This is a genomic window from Motiliproteus sp. (assembly GCF_965230735.1).
Taxonomy (GTDB): domain Bacteria; phylum Pseudomonadota; class Gammaproteobacteria; order Pseudomonadales; family Balneatricaceae; genus Motiliproteus.
In genome coordinates this window covers 1,498,561-1,513,909 of the sequence record NZ_OZ246016.1, presented here as the reverse complement: position 1 = coordinate 1,513,909, position 15,349 = coordinate 1,498,561, and the positions used below count along the sequence as shown (strand labels likewise).

The 15,349-nt window shown below is 57.1% G+C and carries 19 protein-coding genes; 17 read left to right on the top strand and 2 right to left on the bottom strand.

Annotated features, from left to right (window positions below; translation table 11 throughout):
* Positions 1-284 precede the first annotated feature (284 nt).
* From ACO05M_RS07065 to ACO05M_RS06985, 17 genes are all read left to right on the top strand, one after another.
* Positions 285-1,250, top strand: a complete 966-nt coding sequence (locus tag ACO05M_RS07065; RefSeq protein WP_421869420.1) for a calcium/sodium antiporter — start codon at positions 285-287, stop codon at positions 1,248-1,250.
* Positions 1,251-1,301: 51 nt separating this feature from the next.
* On the top strand, positions 1,302-2,276 hold the full coding sequence (locus ACO05M_RS07060) for a KpsF/GutQ family sugar-phosphate isomerase (protein WP_421869416.1): 975 nt from the start codon (positions 1,302-1,304) through the stop codon (positions 2,274-2,276).
* Complete coding sequence (locus tag ACO05M_RS07055) at positions 2,277-2,825, top strand: KdsC family phosphatase (RefSeq protein ID WP_421869413.1); 549 nt, start codon at positions 2,277-2,279, stop codon at positions 2,823-2,825.
* Positions 2,822-3,379: an LPS export ABC transporter periplasmic protein LptC gene (lptC, locus tag ACO05M_RS07050; RefSeq protein ID WP_421869410.1), complete on the top strand. Its 558-nt coding sequence runs from the start codon at positions 2,822-2,824 to the stop codon at positions 3,377-3,379. Before ACO05M_RS07055 ends, lptC begins: the two co-directional genes overlap by 4 nt.
* Complete coding sequence (gene lptA / locus ACO05M_RS07045) at positions 3,366-3,920, top strand: lipopolysaccharide transport periplasmic protein LptA (protein ID WP_421869407.1); 555 nt, start codon at positions 3,366-3,368, stop codon at positions 3,918-3,920. Before lptC ends, lptA begins: the two co-directional genes overlap by 14 nt.
* Positions 3,917-4,642, top strand: a complete 726-nt coding sequence (gene lptB, locus ACO05M_RS07040; RefSeq protein WP_421869405.1) for an LPS export ABC transporter ATP-binding protein — start codon at positions 3,917-3,919, stop codon at positions 4,640-4,642. Before lptA ends, lptB begins: the two co-directional genes overlap by 4 nt.
* A gap of 147 nt (positions 4,643-4,789) precedes the next feature.
* Positions 4,790-6,316, top strand: a complete 1,527-nt coding sequence (locus ACO05M_RS07035; protein ID WP_421869402.1) for an RNA polymerase factor sigma-54 — start codon at positions 4,790-4,792, stop codon at positions 6,314-6,316.
* A 69-nt stretch (positions 6,317-6,385) separates the two neighbouring features.
* Positions 6,386-6,676 carry a ribosome hibernation-promoting factor, HPF/YfiA family gene (gene hpf / locus ACO05M_RS07030; RefSeq protein WP_114696126.1) on the top strand — a complete coding sequence of 97 codons (291 nt, stop codon included), beginning with the start codon at positions 6,386-6,388 and terminating at the stop codon, positions 6,674-6,676.
* A gap of 30 nt (positions 6,677-6,706) precedes the next feature.
* Positions 6,707-7,171, top strand: coding sequence for a PTS IIA-like nitrogen regulatory protein PtsN (gene ptsN, locus ACO05M_RS07025; RefSeq protein ID WP_421869399.1), 465 nt, complete (start codon positions 6,707-6,709; stop codon positions 7,169-7,171).
* A 49-nt stretch (positions 7,172-7,220) separates the two neighbouring features.
* On the top strand, positions 7,221-8,087 hold the full coding sequence (gene rapZ / locus ACO05M_RS07020) for an RNase adapter RapZ (protein WP_421869396.1): 867 nt from the start codon (positions 7,221-7,223) through the stop codon (positions 8,085-8,087).
* Positions 8,088-8,091: 4 nt separating this feature from the next.
* Positions 8,092-8,361: an HPr family phosphocarrier protein gene (locus ACO05M_RS07015; protein WP_421869393.1), complete on the top strand. Its 270-nt coding sequence runs from the start codon at positions 8,092-8,094 to the stop codon at positions 8,359-8,361.
* 106 nt (positions 8,362-8,467) lie between these two features.
* Entirely contained in the window at positions 8,468-8,983 is a 516-nt protein-coding gene (gene yjgA / locus ACO05M_RS07010) for a ribosome biogenesis factor YjgA (RefSeq protein WP_421869389.1), read from the top strand.
* 16 nt (positions 8,984-8,999) lie between these two features.
* Complete coding sequence (locus ACO05M_RS07005; RefSeq protein ID WP_421869386.1) at positions 9,000-9,776, top strand: spermidine synthase; 777 nt, start codon at positions 9,000-9,002, stop codon at positions 9,774-9,776.
* Between the two features lie 363 nt (positions 9,777-10,139).
* Positions 10,140-10,685 carry a YceI family protein gene (locus ACO05M_RS07000; RefSeq protein ID WP_421869383.1) on the top strand — a complete coding sequence of 182 codons (546 nt, stop codon included), beginning with the start codon at positions 10,140-10,142 and terminating at the stop codon, positions 10,683-10,685.
* 39 nt (positions 10,686-10,724) lie between these two features.
* On the top strand, positions 10,725-11,267 hold the full coding sequence (locus ACO05M_RS06995) for a cytochrome b (RefSeq protein WP_421869380.1): 543 nt from the start codon (positions 10,725-10,727) through the stop codon (positions 11,265-11,267).
* A 309-nt stretch (positions 11,268-11,576) separates the two neighbouring features.
* Entirely contained in the window at positions 11,577-13,037 is a 1,461-nt protein-coding gene (locus ACO05M_RS06990) for a choice-of-anchor L domain-containing protein (protein WP_421869378.1), read from the top strand.
* A gap of 131 nt (positions 13,038-13,168) precedes the next feature.
* The gene (locus tag ACO05M_RS06985) at positions 13,169-13,777 is read left to right on the top strand and encodes a peptidoglycan-binding domain-containing protein (RefSeq protein ID WP_421869376.1); all 609 of its coding nucleotides are present in this window, start codon (positions 13,169-13,171) and stop codon (positions 13,775-13,777) included.
* Between the two features lie 37 nt (positions 13,778-13,814).
* On the opposite strand, the gene ACO05M_RS06980 is transcribed toward ACO05M_RS06985, so the two are convergent.
* Together ACO05M_RS06980 and ACO05M_RS06975 are read right to left on the bottom strand one after the other, a co-directional pair.
* A complete protein-coding gene (locus ACO05M_RS06980; protein ID WP_421869373.1) occupies positions 13,815-14,684 on the bottom strand; it encodes a carbon-nitrogen hydrolase family protein in 870 nt (289 codons plus the stop codon).
* Positions 14,677-15,330: an MBL fold metallo-hydrolase gene (locus ACO05M_RS06975; RefSeq protein WP_421869370.1), complete on the bottom strand. Its 654-nt coding sequence runs from the start codon at positions 15,328-15,330 to the stop codon at positions 14,677-14,679. Before ACO05M_RS06975 ends, ACO05M_RS06980 begins: the two co-directional genes overlap by 8 nt.
* Positions 15,331-15,349: the final 19 nt, after the last annotated feature.

The window sequence follows — 15,349 nt, the reverse complement described above, 5'->3', positions numbered from 1 at the left end:
GCGGGTCCCTAGACTGCCCAATCAACACAGACAGTTTTTGGTGCAACGAGTTTCATCCTTGAGGCACCGACCGGGAACAACAGGGGCGCTACTATAGCATCTGCCCGCATGTGAATGTAGACTGCCCTGACTCAACAACCTGGCACCTCGTCAATCAGGTTAAAAAGGCTATATAAAACAACGACAAAGCCAACAACTCTGCGAAAAACAAACCAATAAAACTCCCCTCCGGGTCTAGTTCGCAGGTATCGAAAAACCACGCAACATCTATTTCGAGGTTAACGATGTCCGAGATGGCATTTGCCGTTGCTGCTCTGCTGGCCGGCTTTATTATTTTGATCTGGAGCGCCGACCGTTTTGTGATGGGAGCTGCGGCCACTGCAAAAAACCTGGGTATGTCGCCGATGCTGATCGGCCTGACCGTGGTCTCACTGGGCACCTCCGCACCGGAGATGCTGGTCTCCGGCTTCGCTGCTTACACCGGCGCTGGCGGCCTGGCAATCGGCAACGCCCTGGGCTCTAATATCGCCAACATTGGCCTGGTCCTGGGCGCCACAGCGCTGATCGCGCCGCTGCCGGTTAAGACCGGTCTGATGCGTAAAGAGCTACCACTGCTTCTGATCATCTCCATCGGTGCCGGCCTGATTCTGATGGACCAACGCCTGGGGCTGGTTGATAGCCTGCTGCTGATCAGTGCGTTGGTGGTAACCCTTTATCTGTTCAGTCGCTTCCAGAAGAGCGCCGACCCGGAAGAGGTCGAGCACGAAGAGGAAGAGCTCCCCGATCTGGCAATCAAACCCGCACTGTTCTGGCTGCTACTGGGCTTGGTGCTGCTGGCCGGTAGCTCAAGACTGTTGGTTTGGGGCGCCACCGAAATTGCGGTAGCGATGGGCGTTAGCGATCTGGTGATCGGACTGACGATTGTTGCTATCGGCACCAGCCTACCGGAATTGGCCGCCTCCATCGCCAGTGCCCTGAAGGGACACCACGATATCGCCATCGGCAACGTGGTCGGCTCCAACATCTTTAATCTACTGGCGGTGATGGCATTGCCGGGATTGATCCAGCCGATCGACTTCGAAGCCACGGTGCTCTGGCGTGATTACGGCGCCATGATGCTATTTACTTTGGCGTTACTGGCATTTGCCTACATTCTTGAGCGCGGCAAGATCAACCGTCTCGAAGGCTCGATGCTGTTAGCCGGCTATTCAGGTTATCTCGGACTGCTATATTATATGGCCTCGGCTTAACCGCCCGCCCCGATGAATGCCGTACCGCCACCCAAACATTTGTATTGATTCATGAGCCAAACCGACGCCTATATCCAATCCGCTCGCCGCACCCTACAGATCGAAGCCGAATCCGTGGCGGCGCTGCAACAGCAGCTGGACCAGAACTTCAGCCGCGCCTGTGAACTGGCGCTTAACTGCAGCGGCCGGGTGATCGTCACCGGCATGGGCAAATCCGGCCATATCGGCAAGAAGATCGCCGCCACCCTGGCCAGCACCGGCACACCGTCGTTCTTTGTCCATCCGGGTGAAGCCAGCCACGGCGACATGGGGATGATCACCGGTGATGATGTGGTGATCGCCCTGTCCAACTCCGGCACCACGGCGGAAGTCGTGACCCTGCTACCGCTGCTGAAGCGACTCGGCAGCCCACTGATCAGCATTACCGGCAAGCCGGAATCGACCCTGTCTCAGGCCGCCGATGCCAACCTGGATGTCAGCGTCAAAACCGAAGCCTGTCCGCTGGGATTGGCCCCCACCTCCAGCACCACGGCCGCGCTGGCAATCGGCGATGCCCTGGCGATCGCGCTGTTAGAAGCCCGCGGTTTCAGTGCCGAAGACTTTGCCTTCTCCCACCCCGGCGGTGCGCTGGGTCGCAAGCTGCTGCTGAAAGTCAAAGACCTGATGCACAGTGATGAGCGCCTGCCCGTGGTCGATCAGCAGACCAGCCTGAGTGATACGCTGCTGGAGATCAGCCGCCAGGGCTTGGGAATGAGCGCCGTGGTGGATGAACAAAACCGGCTTGTTGGTGTCTTTACCGACGGAGACCTACGTCGGACTCTGGATCTGCAGCTGGACCTGAAACAGACCCCGATCAGCCAGGTCATGACGCGACAGGCCCAGACCACCACGCCGGATAGCCTGGCTGCCGAAGCGCTGCACCTGATGGAAGAGAAGAAGATCAACGGCCTGATCGTGATCGATGACCAACAACACCCGGTCGGCGCCTTAAACATGCACGACCTGCTACGAGCCGGAGTTTTATAGATGGACGAGGTATTCAAGCGCGCCCGCGATATCAAGCTACTGGCATTGGACGTCGATGGCGTTCTGACCGATGGCCGACTCTACTACAGCGAAGACGGCGAGCGTCTGAAGGTTTTCAACAGCCTGGACGGCCACGGCATCAAGATGCTGCAGGCCAACGGCGTTCAGGTCGCCGTCATCACCGGCCGCAACAGCCCGGCCATGGCGCGCCGGATTCGCGATCTCGGCATCCAGCACCTCTACGCCGGACGCGAAGACAAACTCACCGCGCTGCAGGAGCTGTGGCGCGAGACCGGCTTCAAACCCGCCGATACCGCTTACATGGGCGATGATCTGCCCGACCTGCCTGCCATCCGCGCCTGCCGGCTTGGTTGCGCCGTTCCCAACGCCAACCCGGTGGTGAAACGCTACGCCGACTGGATTGCCAACCTGGGCGGCGGTGAGGGGGCGGTCCGGGAGCTGTGTGACCTGCTGATGAGCGCCCAGCAAACTCTGGATCAGGCACTGGAACCCTATCTCGAACTGCCGGACCTGCAGGAGTTCGAGTGAATCGCAGAAAGCTCAAGCTGTTTCTATCCCTGAGCGTCAGTGTACTGGTGCTGGCCATCTGGGGATTTCTGGAGCCTGAACGCAGTCGGGTAGAACCCCGGCCTGACTACCTCGGCGAAGTGGACGCCTATGTCACCAATGCCCGAGTTAAACAGTTCGATCAGAGCGGCCGATTGACCCACCGGGTCAGCGCCGAACGGTTGCGTCACCTACCCGATACCGGCGTGACCCTGCTCGACCAGCCGTTGATGACCGTTTATCGTCAGAATCGAGATCCGATTACCGCCAAGGCCAGATTCGGCGAACTGGAAGCCAACAACGATATTTTCTGGCTACGGGAAGACGCGCTGGTGTTCAATATGATCGACCGCCGTTACCGACTCGAAGCCCCAGAGCTGAAAATCACCCCGGACAAGGAGTTGGTCGAAACCGAAACTCCGGTCATAATTCGACAACCGACCGGTGTGACTCACGGCATCGGCATGACGGCAGATCTGGCCAACGACAAAATAAAGCTGCACAACGCTGTGCGAGGTACTTATGAAACGAACTAGCCGCTGCCCCCACCTGCTCAACTCGATCTTTTTGGGTGCATTACTACTGGCTAGCTCAGCTGCCCAGGCGCTGCCTGAAGACAAGGAACAACCGATCAATATAGCCGCCGACAGTGCCGAACTGGATGACGGCAAGCGTACCGCCATCTACACCGGGGCCGTTAAACTGGTTCAGGGTACGCTGGAACTGGAAGCTGATAAGCTGACCCTTTACGCCAACGATAAAGGCGATATCAATCGTATCGTCGCCACTGGTAAGCCGGCCCATTTCCAGCAACAGCATCAAGCCGGCGCTCCGCTGACCCACGGTTACGGTCTGACCATCGAATTCGAGGTCCTCAAGGACCTGCTAACCCTGACCGAGCAAGCCAAGCTGGTGCGCGCCAGCGACACCTTCACCGGCCAGCAGATCAAGGTCAACACCAACAACAACGTGATCCGCGCCTTCAGCGATGAAAACAAGCCCAGCAGCCGGGTTGAGATGGTGATCCAACCGCGCAGCGGCAAGAAGGACAACAGCAAAAAGGACAACGCTCAATGAGCCGACTCGAAGCACGCCACCTGGCCAAGAGCTACAAGCGCCGCCAGGTGGTCAAAGACGTTTCGATGTCGATCGAACAGGGTCAGATTGTTGGCTTACTGGGCCCCAACGGTGCCGGAAAAACCACCTGCTTCTACATGATCGTCGGCCTGGTACCCTCGGATAATGGCGAGGTGCTGATCGACGGCGAAGAGATTACCCGTCTGCCGATGCACGGTCGTGCCCGCAAAGGCCTTGGTTATCTGCCCCAGGAAGCCTCCATTTTCCGCAAACTGAGCGTCCACGATAACCTGATGGCGATTCTTGAGACCCGTAAGGACCTGGACAAGGAGATGCGCCGTCAGGCGCTGGAACAGTTGCTGAGCGAATTCAATATCCAGCATATCCGTGACAGCCTGGGCATGAGCCTGTCCGGCGGTGAGCGGCGCCGGGTCGAGATCGCCCGGGCACTGGCCACCGATCCGGCGTTTATTCTGCTGGATGAACCCTTCGCCGGGGTGGATCCGATTTCAGTCAATGATATCAAGCAGATAGTCACGCACTTGAAAGATCGCGGTATCGGCGTGCTGATCACCGATCACAATGTGCGTGAAACCTTGGATATCTGCGAGCACGCCTATATCGTCAACGACGGCTACCTGCTGGCCGAAGGCACGCCGAACGAGATTCTGGCCAATGAGCAGGTTAAGGCGGTCTATCTTGGTGATCAGTTCCAACTGTGACCCCTGTCAAAACGGACCGTAAGTTTCAGTTGTCACCCGCCAATCGCTTTTTTATCATGCCAGAAACATGCCCGGTTAGACGGGCAGTTATCAACCCTGGTCGCCCGATGGTATTTCTAGGCGCGGATTAAGGCCAATAACCGTTTAATGAAACCCTCGCTTCAGTTAAAAATCAGCCAACAGCTGACGATGACGCCGCAACTTCAGCAGGCGATCCGGCTGTTGCAGCTTTCCACGCTGGACCTGCAGCAGGAGATTCAGGAGACCCTCGAGTCCAACCCCATGCTCGAGAGCGTGGAGGAATCAGCTCCGACCGCCGATGCCGGAAACGAAGCCGCCCCGGAACCGGGCAGCAGTGACTCCGGCCGCAACGAAGAAGCCCCCACGCCGGACCAGACCGAACTCAATCACGACGAGTGGAACGAACATATCCCGGTCGAGCTGGCGACCGACAGCAACTGGGACGACACCTATCAGTCGGCCACCCTGAGCAGCGGCGCCGGCAGCAACGATTTTGAGGGCATGGAGTTCGAATCGGCCGATCGGTCCAACGAAACCCTCAACGATCACCTGCTGTGGCAACTGAACCTGACCCCGATGAGCGACCTGGACCGTCTGATCGCCGAAGCGCTGATCGACGGCGTTGCGCCGGATGGCTACCTCAAAGTCAGTGTTGAAGACGTACTGATCAGCCTGGAGCTGGATTCCCTGGAGCTCGATGAAGAGCAACTGCCGGAGATCGAAGAGGTCGAGGCGGTACTGCGCCGGATTCAGCAGTTCGACCCTCCCGGGGTGGCAGCCCGAGACCTGCGCGAGTGCTTGCTGGTCCAGCTCGACCAACTGCCCGAGGCCCAGGATCTGCTCGGACGCACCCGCCAGAAGCAGGCTCGCCAGTTGGTCAACCAGCATCTGGCGCTACTCGGCAACCGCGACTTCAAGCAACTGATGCGCAGAATGAAACTCAAGGAAGGGGATCTGCTCGAAGTGGTGCAGCTGATTCAATCCTTGACGCCGCGTCCCGGCAGCCTGATCGATTTCGGTGACCCGGAATACGTGATCCCCGATGTCAGCGTGAAGAAGGATCGCGGATCCTGGGTCGTCAGTCTCAATAACGATGCCATGCCCAAAGTGCGGATCAACGACAACTACGCCGGCCTGGTCAAACGTGCCGACAACAGCGCCGATAATGCTTACCTGCGCAACCATCTGCAGGAAGCGCGCTGGTTTATCAAGAGCCTGCAAAGCCGCAATGAAACTCTGCTCAAGGTTGCCTGTAAGATCGTTGAACACCAGCAGGACTTCCTCGAGTACGGCGACGAAGCGATGAAACCGCTGGTGCTGGCCGATATCGCCGAAGCGGTCGAGATGCACGAGTCCACCATCTCGCGCGTCACCACGCAGAAATATATGCACACCCCCCGCGGGATCTTTGAACTGAAATACTTTTTCTCCAGCCACGTCAGTACCGTCAGCGGCGGCGAGTGTTCCTCCACGGCGATCCGCGCGATCATCAAAAAGCTGGTAGCGGCCGAAAATCCGGCCAAACCTCTCAGCGACAGTAAGATCGCCGCTCTGCTCGAAGAGCAGGGTATCAAGGTCGCTCGCCGAACCATCGCCAAATATCGCGAAGCGCTGCAGATACCGCCGTCAAATGAGAGGAAACGTCTGGTATGATGCGATTAAACAGGGTCTAATCCCTTAGTAAATGCATCTTTTTCATAAGTCGCATTAAGGAGACAGATAATGCAACTGAACATCACTGGTCATCATGTCGATCTAACCGACGCCATCCGCGACTACGTCAACGAAAAATTCGAAAAGCTGGAGCGTCACTTCGACCACATTACCAACGTTCAGGTTACCCTGACGGTCCAGAACCAACGCCAGGAAGCTGAAGCCACCGTCAAAGTTTCCGGCGGAGAACTGTTCGCCAAGGACGAACATGCCGACATGTACGCCGCTATTGACGGCCTGATCGACAAGCTCGACCGCCAGGTCATCAAGCACAAAGAAAAACTGCAAAGCCACAAGTAGGCTTTTTCACCCACCACTTGGACCGGCCTAATGTTGATCCATGAAACCCTGGTACGGGAACGCTGCTTCCACGGCGTTCCCGGTAACAGCAAAAAGCGCGTTCTGGAACGGATCAGCGAGATGATCGCCGAACAGACTCCGGATCTGGACGCCGAAGATATCTTCAGCGGACTGATTGGCCGAGAACGGCTTGGCAGTACCGGCATCGGTGAAGGCATCGCTATCCCCCACTGCCGACTGGAAAACTGTCGCAACAGCGTCGGTGCCCTGGTTCGGTTGCAGGAAGCGGTCGATTTCGATGCGATCGACGGCCAGGCTGTCGATATGCTGTTTGTGCTGCTGGTTCCGGAGGAAGCCACCGAGGCTCACCTTCAAATACTGGCAGCCCTGGCGGAAATGTTCAGCCAGGCCGATGTCCGTGAACGCCTGCGCCTGACCGAGTCGGCCGATGAGCTCTACAAAGCCGCGGTCGACTACGACATGGAGCAGATTTGATGCAGCCTGGCGCGGTTGAAACTCGCCAACCTCCCAACGGGAGCAAACCATGCGACTGGTGATTCTCAGCGGTCGCTCCGGATCGGGCAAGTCCACCGCCCTTCAAGCCCTCGAAGACCTGGGCTTCTACTGCATCGATAACCTTCCGGTGGGGCTGTTGCCGTCGCTGACCGAGCAGCTGCAACAGCATCCGATCGAAGATAAGAGCGGCGTTGCCATCAGCATCGACGCCCGCAACACCATTCGGGGGCTGGAACAGTTCCCGAGCATTTACCAGCAGCAGATCAAAGATCGAATCGACTGCGACATCCTCTACCTGGATGCCACTCCGACCACGCTGCTGAAACGCTTCAGCTCCACCCGCCGCCGACACCCGCTGTCTAACGGCGAAAAAGGCCTGAAGCAGGCAATAGAGCTGGAAAAACAGCTACTGGAGCCGATCGCCGATCTGGCCGACCTGACCATCGACACCACCCGCCTGACCCTCTACGAACTGCGGGATCAGATCAAGGTGAGAGTGGTTGGCAGAGCCAGCCAGGAACTGTCGCTGCTGTTCCAATCGTTTGGTTTCAAACACGGGGTACCGATGGATGCCGATCTGGTATTCGACGCCCGCTGTTTACCCAACCCCTATTGGGACCCCCAGCTGCGGCAATATACCGGACGGGATCAGGCGGTCAGCGAATATCTGGACAGCCAGCCGATGGTGGCCGAAATGCAGGCCGACATCGCGCGCTATATCGAGCGCTGGCTGCCGGAGTTCCAGCACAACAATCGCAGCTACCTGACGGTTTGCATCGGCTGCACCGGCGGCCAACACCGTTCGGTCTATCTGGCTGAGCGTCTGGCTGGCCATTTCCAACGAACCATGCATAATGTACTGGTTCAGCATCGGGAACTTCCACAAACGGGGTAAATGGATGATCGAAAAGCAGTTAACCATCATCAATAAGTTGGGACTGCACGCCCGAGCAACAGCAAAACTGATCGGTGTTACCAGCAACTATTCCAGTCGTATCCAGTTGATCCGCGACGGCCGCGCAGTCGACGGCAAGAGCATCATGTCGGTGATGATGCTGGCCGCCTCTCAGGGTACCGTTCTGACCGTCACCACCGAAGGTGATGACGAGACCGAAGCCATGAACGCCATCGAAGCCCTGATCAACGACTATTTTGGTGAAGGCGAATAGCCCTTCACCGATAACCTATAATTCCGCCAAAACCCAAACCTTCCCAAGCGACAACGACGGTTAACGCCGGTTGTCCACTGTGGCGACCGAGTGAAAAGAGGCCAGCATGAGCAACAGCTTCGACGATATCGAACAGTTTGACGACGACTACAAAAGCAAGACCCAGCTCAAGCGGGAGATGGAAGCCCTGCAAAAGCTGGGCGCCAGGCTGATCGACCAGAAGCCGGACTTCCTGGCCAAGCTGCCCTTGAGCGACAAACTGCTGGCTGCACTGGAAGAGTCCAAGCGCATCAAGCAACGCGAAGCTAAACGTCGACACCTGCAGTTTATCGGCAAACTGATGCGCGACGTCGATGCCGAGCAAATTCAGCAGGCCCTTGATCGTCAGGAAGCGGGAACCCAGGCCTATGTCCAGCATTTCCATAAACTTGAGCGCTGGCGCGATCAACTGATCGATGATGATGCCCAGATCACGCCCTTTATGGCCGAATACCCCGACGCCGATCGCCAGCACCTGCGCCAGCTGCTGCGCAACGCACGCAAGGAAGCAGCCCAGAACAAACCACCGGCCAGTTCGCGCAAGCTGTTCAAATATATCCGTGATCTAGACGAGAACGGCTAAACCTGAGCGCATTAAAGTGAGCGCCTCGGATGCCATCAGCAACCACCAGCAGGGACGGTTGCTGTTTAGCGGTTGCGACCTCGGCATACCGATCCAGGTTCGGCAATGGCAACGATTACGCTGGCTTCACTTTGATCAGCATGCGATACAGGCCTGTATCGACCTTGATCATCCCCACCAGCTGACAATCCCTTACGCCGAGGCCATGGTATTGGCTGCCGCTCTCAAACCGGGGGCCAACCGACTACTGAATCTGGGCTGCGGGGCCGGTTCGTTCGAGCGCTACTTCCAACACTATCTACCCAGCCTTCAAATCACGTCGGTCGAAGCCAGCCGACTGATCATCGACCTGGCGCAACGCTGGTTCCAGCTCCCCGACGATCTGGAGCTGTTTAACACCACCGCAGAGACCTTCCTGAGACAGAACCGACAACGCTTCGAGCTGATTTTCTGTGACCTGCATATCGGCGAAGGCCATGCCGACTGCTTGGATCAGGCCGAATTCTACCGCCAGCTCAAACACGCGATGGCGCCGGGCGGCATCCTGGTCTGCAACCTTCTCCCCGTCGATAACGATCAGTTGCTGCGCTGGCTGCTACCGCTGCGCCAGGCCTTTCCACATCTGTTGCTATTGCCGTTGGAAAACAAACACAACTGCCTGATTTTCGGGTTTGACCAGCCCCCACCCAACGACCTTCAGATTGTCGAAAGTGCTAGCCGGTGGGATCAGCGCTGCGGCAGCCAGTTGCTTCACTACAGCAATTCCCTGATCCGCTTACCGGTCGCGTTGTAACTGGCTCCCTGCCCTAGTCATCAACAGGGTCACCAAGCAGATACCATCAAGCCATAGGGAAAACTTTCGCACCATGTTATGTGCGCTGATGCACAGAAGGCTTGCACAGATATGCTTTATCTTCAGGTTTGAATTCGTAAAACTGGCCCTACTTCCGAGGCCCAGACTGGACAACGCCAACACTCAAGGGAGCTGTTGGGAAGAAACCGGGTCCGGCTCTTTTGCCATCGAAGTGTCAAGGTTTGTAAAGATTGGAACCTTTTAATTCCCTATCGCTCACACTCCGAGACTCAGCACCCTTTAGGTTGCTGAACTAAACTTGAAATCCGAAAGCCAGCCCTACAACCAACCAGGGAAGAAAACATGAAGAAAATCCTGATTGCAGCCGCACTGACAGCAAGCGCCGGTTTGGCACAAGCCGCTGACTATGAACTGGATCCGACTCACAGCTTTATCAACTTTAAAACCGGTCACCTTGGAGTTAGCTGGCTCCAGGGACGTTTTAACGATATCAGTGGTAACTTCAGCTGGGATGCCGACAAACCCAGCAATGCCATGATCGATATCACCATCAACACCGCCAGTGTCGACAGTAATCACGCTGAACGCGACAAGCATCTGCGTAGTGACGACTTCCTTGATGTAAAGAAATACCCGACCGCCACCTTCAAGAGCACCGGCTTTGACGGCAAGATGCTGAACGGTGATCTGACTCTGCACGGGGTCACCAAGCCGATCAGCTTTGAAGTGACCAAAGTCGGGGAAGGCAAAGACCCCTGGGGCGGTTATCGCGCCGGTTTCACGGGCACCTATGACCTCAAGCGTTCCGAATTCGGTATCGACAAGAACCTGGGGCCGGCCGCTGAAGTCATTAAGCTGGAGCTGAATGTTGAAGGTATCCGCAAGTAAGCGATATCAAGACGTTTGTTGAGTTAACAAGGATCGACCATGGGCTGGAAAAACAGCGCTAACCAATTCGGCTGGGTAACGCGGCTTCTTCACTGGCTGGTCGCGGCCCACATCCTCGGTCTGATATGGCTGGGTTGGTACATGGTCGATCTGAGTTACTACGACCCCAACTACCACGGTTCTCTGGAATACCACAAAGCGTTCGGTGTCCTGGCGCTGTTTCTTGGCGGCCTGAAGGTGGTCTGGTATTTACTCAATCGTCAGCCCGCACCACCCGCCCCGCTTCCCCCTTGGCAGCTCTGGGCAGCCGGTGCTGTGCACTACCTGTTGTTGGCTCTAATGGTGGTGATCCCCGCTTCCGGGTATCTGATCTCCACGTCCGCCGGCGATGGCATCAACCTGTTCGACCTGTTCGAGCTTCCGGCACTGTTCACCATCAGCGACGACGCCCGTGATCTGTCGACGCTGATTCACGAATGGCTGGCCTACGGCACCCTCGGTCTGGTTGCACTACACGTGGCGGCAGCCTTGAAGCACCAGTTTGTAGATCGTGACAGCACCCTGAAACGGATGCTGTGGTAATCGCTTTGCCTAAGCCCCCGACGAGCTTAGGCCCGCCCCCTGATCGGCGGCCACCCGGCCTGCACCCATCCAGTAACCAATACCTCTAAATTGCTAACCTGCGGGTACCCCCAGTTTCCTTAAACAGCCAACCCCCACCCTCAAGCCATTGTTTTGTCGGCAAATTTTACAGAAAAAAACCGACCCTCTTACTGCGCCTTATATAAGCACTTGATAATTAAGATTTAATCCATCAAGGCCTAATTATTGCACAGCAGCAAACCGTCTAATTGTTTGAAAATAGAGGGATCTATCCATATGAGCAAAAGAATGCTTCGAACGACACAGTTGGCCCAGGCTGGTATCCTGATGACTCTGCTTAGCAGCAGTGCTCAAGCTGTCGTCTTCCAACAATATAACGACCTCGACCCGGCTGGATTTCTCGGTGATGGCTCGGAGCTTGCCGACGCCTTGGTCAGGCCGGATAGCGGGATCAGTATCGTCGGTGGCTCCTCTCAGTTTCAGGGCAACTTCGACAATGCCGGCGGTTTTGATGGCGAGTTTGATGGCGAATTTGTCGTCGAGCCGCTACCCGTCGCGCCCAGCTACGGTTCCGCCTCCTTCTTCCAGGATCTAAATTTCGGCACCATCGATGGGGTCGAATTCAGTCTTCCTGACGGTATCTTGCTGACCAGTGGTAACGCAGCCCCGGCCGAAATGAACACTGAATCCGGCTTCACCGGTCAGGCAAGCGGTATGGGGGATTCAGGCTTGGATCAGCTGCTGGCCAGCCAAGGGATCAACGAATTCAGTTCGGATGCCACCGTGCTGTCATTCGACTTTACCGTCGATAGCGGCGTTAATGCGATCAGCCTGGACTTTATCTTCGGTTCCGAAGAGTTTCCGGAATATGTCGACTCCTTTCCGGAGATCGCTGCCGTCTTTGTGGACGGGGTGAACTACGCAGGCTTTGCCGATGGCGGACTGTTGACCGTTACCAGTGATGCCGTCGGCGGCGGTAACTTTTTCGACAACAATATCCACAACGACGGCACCCTGACTCCGAGCGACTCGCCGTTGGCGATCGAGTATGACGGAGTCAGCCGGCCGCTAAACCTGCTCGGGCTGCTGGATAGCTCACGCGACACCCATACCATCAAGATCGCCGTGTCGGATACCAGTGACACCGCACTGGATACCGGTATTTTTGTCGGCAACCTGCAGGGCTTGATGCTGGATGAAGGCGGCATCAGTGCCGATGACCCAATCCTGCCGGATCCGGACGGACCCACACCAGGGTTTGATTTTGTCGTCGATGTCGGCGATACCGGCTTTGGTATCGACCCGACCCTGCCGATCTTCTTCGATCCCTTCGTCGCAACCGGTTACACCTACGAGGCTAACGGTTCCAACTTCGCCACCGTGGTGATCCCGAACACCTACGGTGACGGCCAATACAACCTCTACTACTGGGATGGCACCAGCTTTGTGTTTGCCGACGTGATCGGCGTTGGCGAGCAGTTCAACTTCCTGTCGATCGACCCCAACGGGGTTTCGCGGTTTATGATCGACGGAATCGAGATCGGGGCTGCCCTTGATCCGGACGATCCCAATGCCTTCGTCACCGGTCTGACCTTCACCAACGGCGGTACCATCCAGGTAACCCAGACCGCGATCCAGACCTGCGACGGCAGCGCTGACTGCGTCTCGGCTCAGGTCCCCGAGCCCGGCACCCTGCTACTGCTGCTCGGCGGCCTGCTGGGCATGAGCCGGGTCACTCGCCGCCGCTAAAGATTGCGGACGTTCCCCCACAACACCTTGGAGACAGGTCGTCTCCAGGGTGTACTTATGATCCGCCTTAGCTACCATGGACGGACGATCTCCAATGATGGAGACGCCACCGTTAAGAAAGGAATCGAGCCTTGGACCTTAGAAACAGAGCCTCAACCCTGCTGTTGCTGTTTGGCTTTTTTAGCTCAACCCTCGCGACTGCCGCCGACTCACAAGGGCGCTTTGCCGTCAGAAATGCCGGTATGGTCAGTTGTGCAAAGTTTATCGAGGAAAAAAGCAAAAACTCGCCAACCTTCAACCTCTATATGGGCTGGATCGACGGCTACCTTTCGGCGGCCAACCAGTTCACTGACGAGACCTTCGACCTGGTTCCCTGGGGTAACACCCCCTTCCTGGCAGCCCTGCTGGAGAACCACTGCCGGAAAAACCTGAACCAACGCTTTTACGTCGCGGTAAATATGTTGGCCGGAACCCTGCTGGAACAACGGCTAACCGAGCACTCCGACCTCGTCGTTGCAGTTAACGACGAGCAGAAAACCTACATCTATAAAAAGGTGCTCAAACAGGTTCAGGAGCAGCTGCAGAAAGCCAAGCATTACACCGGGGCGGCTGACGGGCTGTTCGGTGACACAACCATCGCAGCTCTGGAGAGCTACCAACGACAGCAGGGGATCAAGGTCACCGGTCTGCCCGATCAGGTGACGTTGTACAAACTTCTACGCTCGAGCCCATCGAATTAATCCGAGCGGAAATGACTTAGCCTAAGCGCCCTCGAGATCAGTCGCTGTTATCGCGAAACAGCTCCGGGCGCTGGTGGCTGACCACCGGCATCTGTCGACGTAACTGCTGCTGACGCTCCAGGTCGAGTTCAGCCAGCACCAAGCCCTCACCTTTTTCCAGACAGTCGAGACGTTCACCCCAGGGATCGACAATCATCGAATGGCCGTAAGTTTCCCGTTTGGCGTTATGCACGCCGCCCTGGTTTGAGGCGATGACGAAGCACTGATTCTCAATCGCCCGGGCTCGCAACAAGACTTCCCAGTGAGCTTCGCCGGTCACCTGTGTAAAGGCGGCCGGTACGCTGACCAGCTCGGCCCCTTGGGCGCGTAGTGCCTGGTAGAGTTCGGGAAAGCGCAGGTCATAACAGATCGTCAGTCCCAGGCGGCCAACCGGGGTATCCACCAGCACCAGCGCCTCACCGGGCTCGATCTCATCGGATTCCCGATAGCGCCCCTGGCTGTCGCCGACATCGACATCAAACAAGTGCAGCTTGTCGTAACGCGCGCATTCACGTCCCTGATCATCAACCACCAGACAGGCGGCACGGACCCGATCACCGGCCTGGTTCAAAATCGGTAACGATCCGGCCACCAACCAGATGCCATGCTGTTTGGCCTGCTGAGATAAGAACTGCCGGATCGGCCCCTCGGGACTCAGCTCCTCACGTCCACGCTCGATCAACATCGAGGTATTGAACACGGCGAAGTTCTCCGGCAACAACACCAGCTCGGCCCCGCGGGATGCCGCTTCGGCGATCCAATGGGCCGCCCGCTCCAGGTTGTGACGCCAGTCGCCGCCACTGATCAGTTGGACCGCGGCAACGATTGCCGGCCTCTCACGCCGTTCTGAGTTTGAAGTATCAGGCACGGATCACCATATTCTGTTCGCGCTCTTCACCGATGGTGGTGTCGGGCCCATGGCCGGTCACGACCACCGCCTGTTCATCCAGGGTATAGAGACGCTCTTTGATCGACTTCTCGATCTGGCCGTAATCCCCCCCCCAAAGATCGGTACGACCGATGGAACGACGGAACAGCGTATCACCGGCAATCAGCAGCTTCGCCTCTTCGAACCAGAAGCTGGTCGAACCTGGGGTATGACCCGGGGTATGGATTGCCACCCCGCCGCAACAACCCAGGTCCTGGTCATCCTTGATCACCTCATCCGGATCCGGCTGCGGTGTATAGGGCACGCCGAACATCTGACACTGCTGCTCGATCATATCCCATAGGAAATTATCCTGATCGTGCAGGTAGATCGGCGCGCCGGTTTTCTCCTTCAGTGCGCCGGCCGCCAGCACATGATCCAGATGGGCATGGGTGTGATAGATCGCCACCAGCTGCAAGCCGTTAGCATTCAATTCATTGAGAATCTTGTCGGCATCGCCGCCGGGATCGACCACGATGGCACGACCGGTTTCGGTGTCTCCGATCAGGGTACAGTTACACTGCAGCGGTCCCACCGGGAAGGTACGACGAAACAGTTTGGTGGTGTTGTCCGATTCGATCGACACGGCCTACTCCTCGATCCGT

What these genes read in the sequence shown, in the direction of transcription:
- ACO05M_RS07065 (WP_421869420.1), top strand. Translation starts at nt 285, where the DNA reads ATGTCCGAGATGGCATTTGCCGTTGCTGCTCTGCTGGCCGGCTTTATT.
- ACO05M_RS07060 (WP_421869416.1), top strand. Translation starts at nt 1,302, where the DNA reads ATGAGCCAAACCGACGCCTATATCCAATCCGCTCGCCGCACCCTACAG.
- ACO05M_RS07055 (WP_421869413.1), top strand. Translation starts at nt 2,277, where the DNA reads ATGGACGAGGTATTCAAGCGCGCCCGCGATATCAAGCTACTGGCATTG.
- lptA (WP_421869407.1), top strand. Translation starts at nt 3,366, where the DNA reads ATGAAACGAACTAGCCGCTGCCCCCACCTGCTCAACTCGATCTTTTTG.
- lptB (WP_421869405.1), top strand. Translation starts at nt 3,917, where the DNA reads ATGAGCCGACTCGAAGCACGCCACCTGGCCAAGAGCTACAAGCGCCGC.
- ACO05M_RS07035 (WP_421869402.1), top strand. Translation starts at nt 4,790, where the DNA reads ATGAAACCCTCGCTTCAGTTAAAAATCAGCCAACAGCTGACGATGACG.
- hpf (WP_114696126.1), top strand. Translation starts at nt 6,386, where the DNA reads ATGCAACTGAACATCACTGGTCATCATGTCGATCTAACCGACGCCATC.
- ptsN (WP_421869399.1), top strand. Translation starts at nt 6,707, where the DNA reads ATGTTGATCCATGAAACCCTGGTACGGGAACGCTGCTTCCACGGCGTT.
- rapZ (WP_421869396.1), top strand. Translation starts at nt 7,221, where the DNA reads ATGCGACTGGTGATTCTCAGCGGTCGCTCCGGATCGGGCAAGTCCACC.
- ACO05M_RS07015 (WP_421869393.1), top strand. Translation starts at nt 8,092, where the DNA reads ATGATCGAAAAGCAGTTAACCATCATCAATAAGTTGGGACTGCACGCC.
- yjgA (WP_421869389.1), top strand. Translation starts at nt 8,468, where the DNA reads ATGAGCAACAGCTTCGACGATATCGAACAGTTTGACGACGACTACAAA.
- ACO05M_RS07000 (WP_421869383.1), top strand. Translation starts at nt 10,140, where the DNA reads ATGAAGAAAATCCTGATTGCAGCCGCACTGACAGCAAGCGCCGGTTTG.
- ACO05M_RS06995 (WP_421869380.1), top strand. Translation starts at nt 10,725, where the DNA reads ATGGGCTGGAAAAACAGCGCTAACCAATTCGGCTGGGTAACGCGGCTT.
- ACO05M_RS06990 (WP_421869378.1), top strand. Translation starts at nt 11,577, where the DNA reads ATGCTTCGAACGACACAGTTGGCCCAGGCTGGTATCCTGATGACTCTG.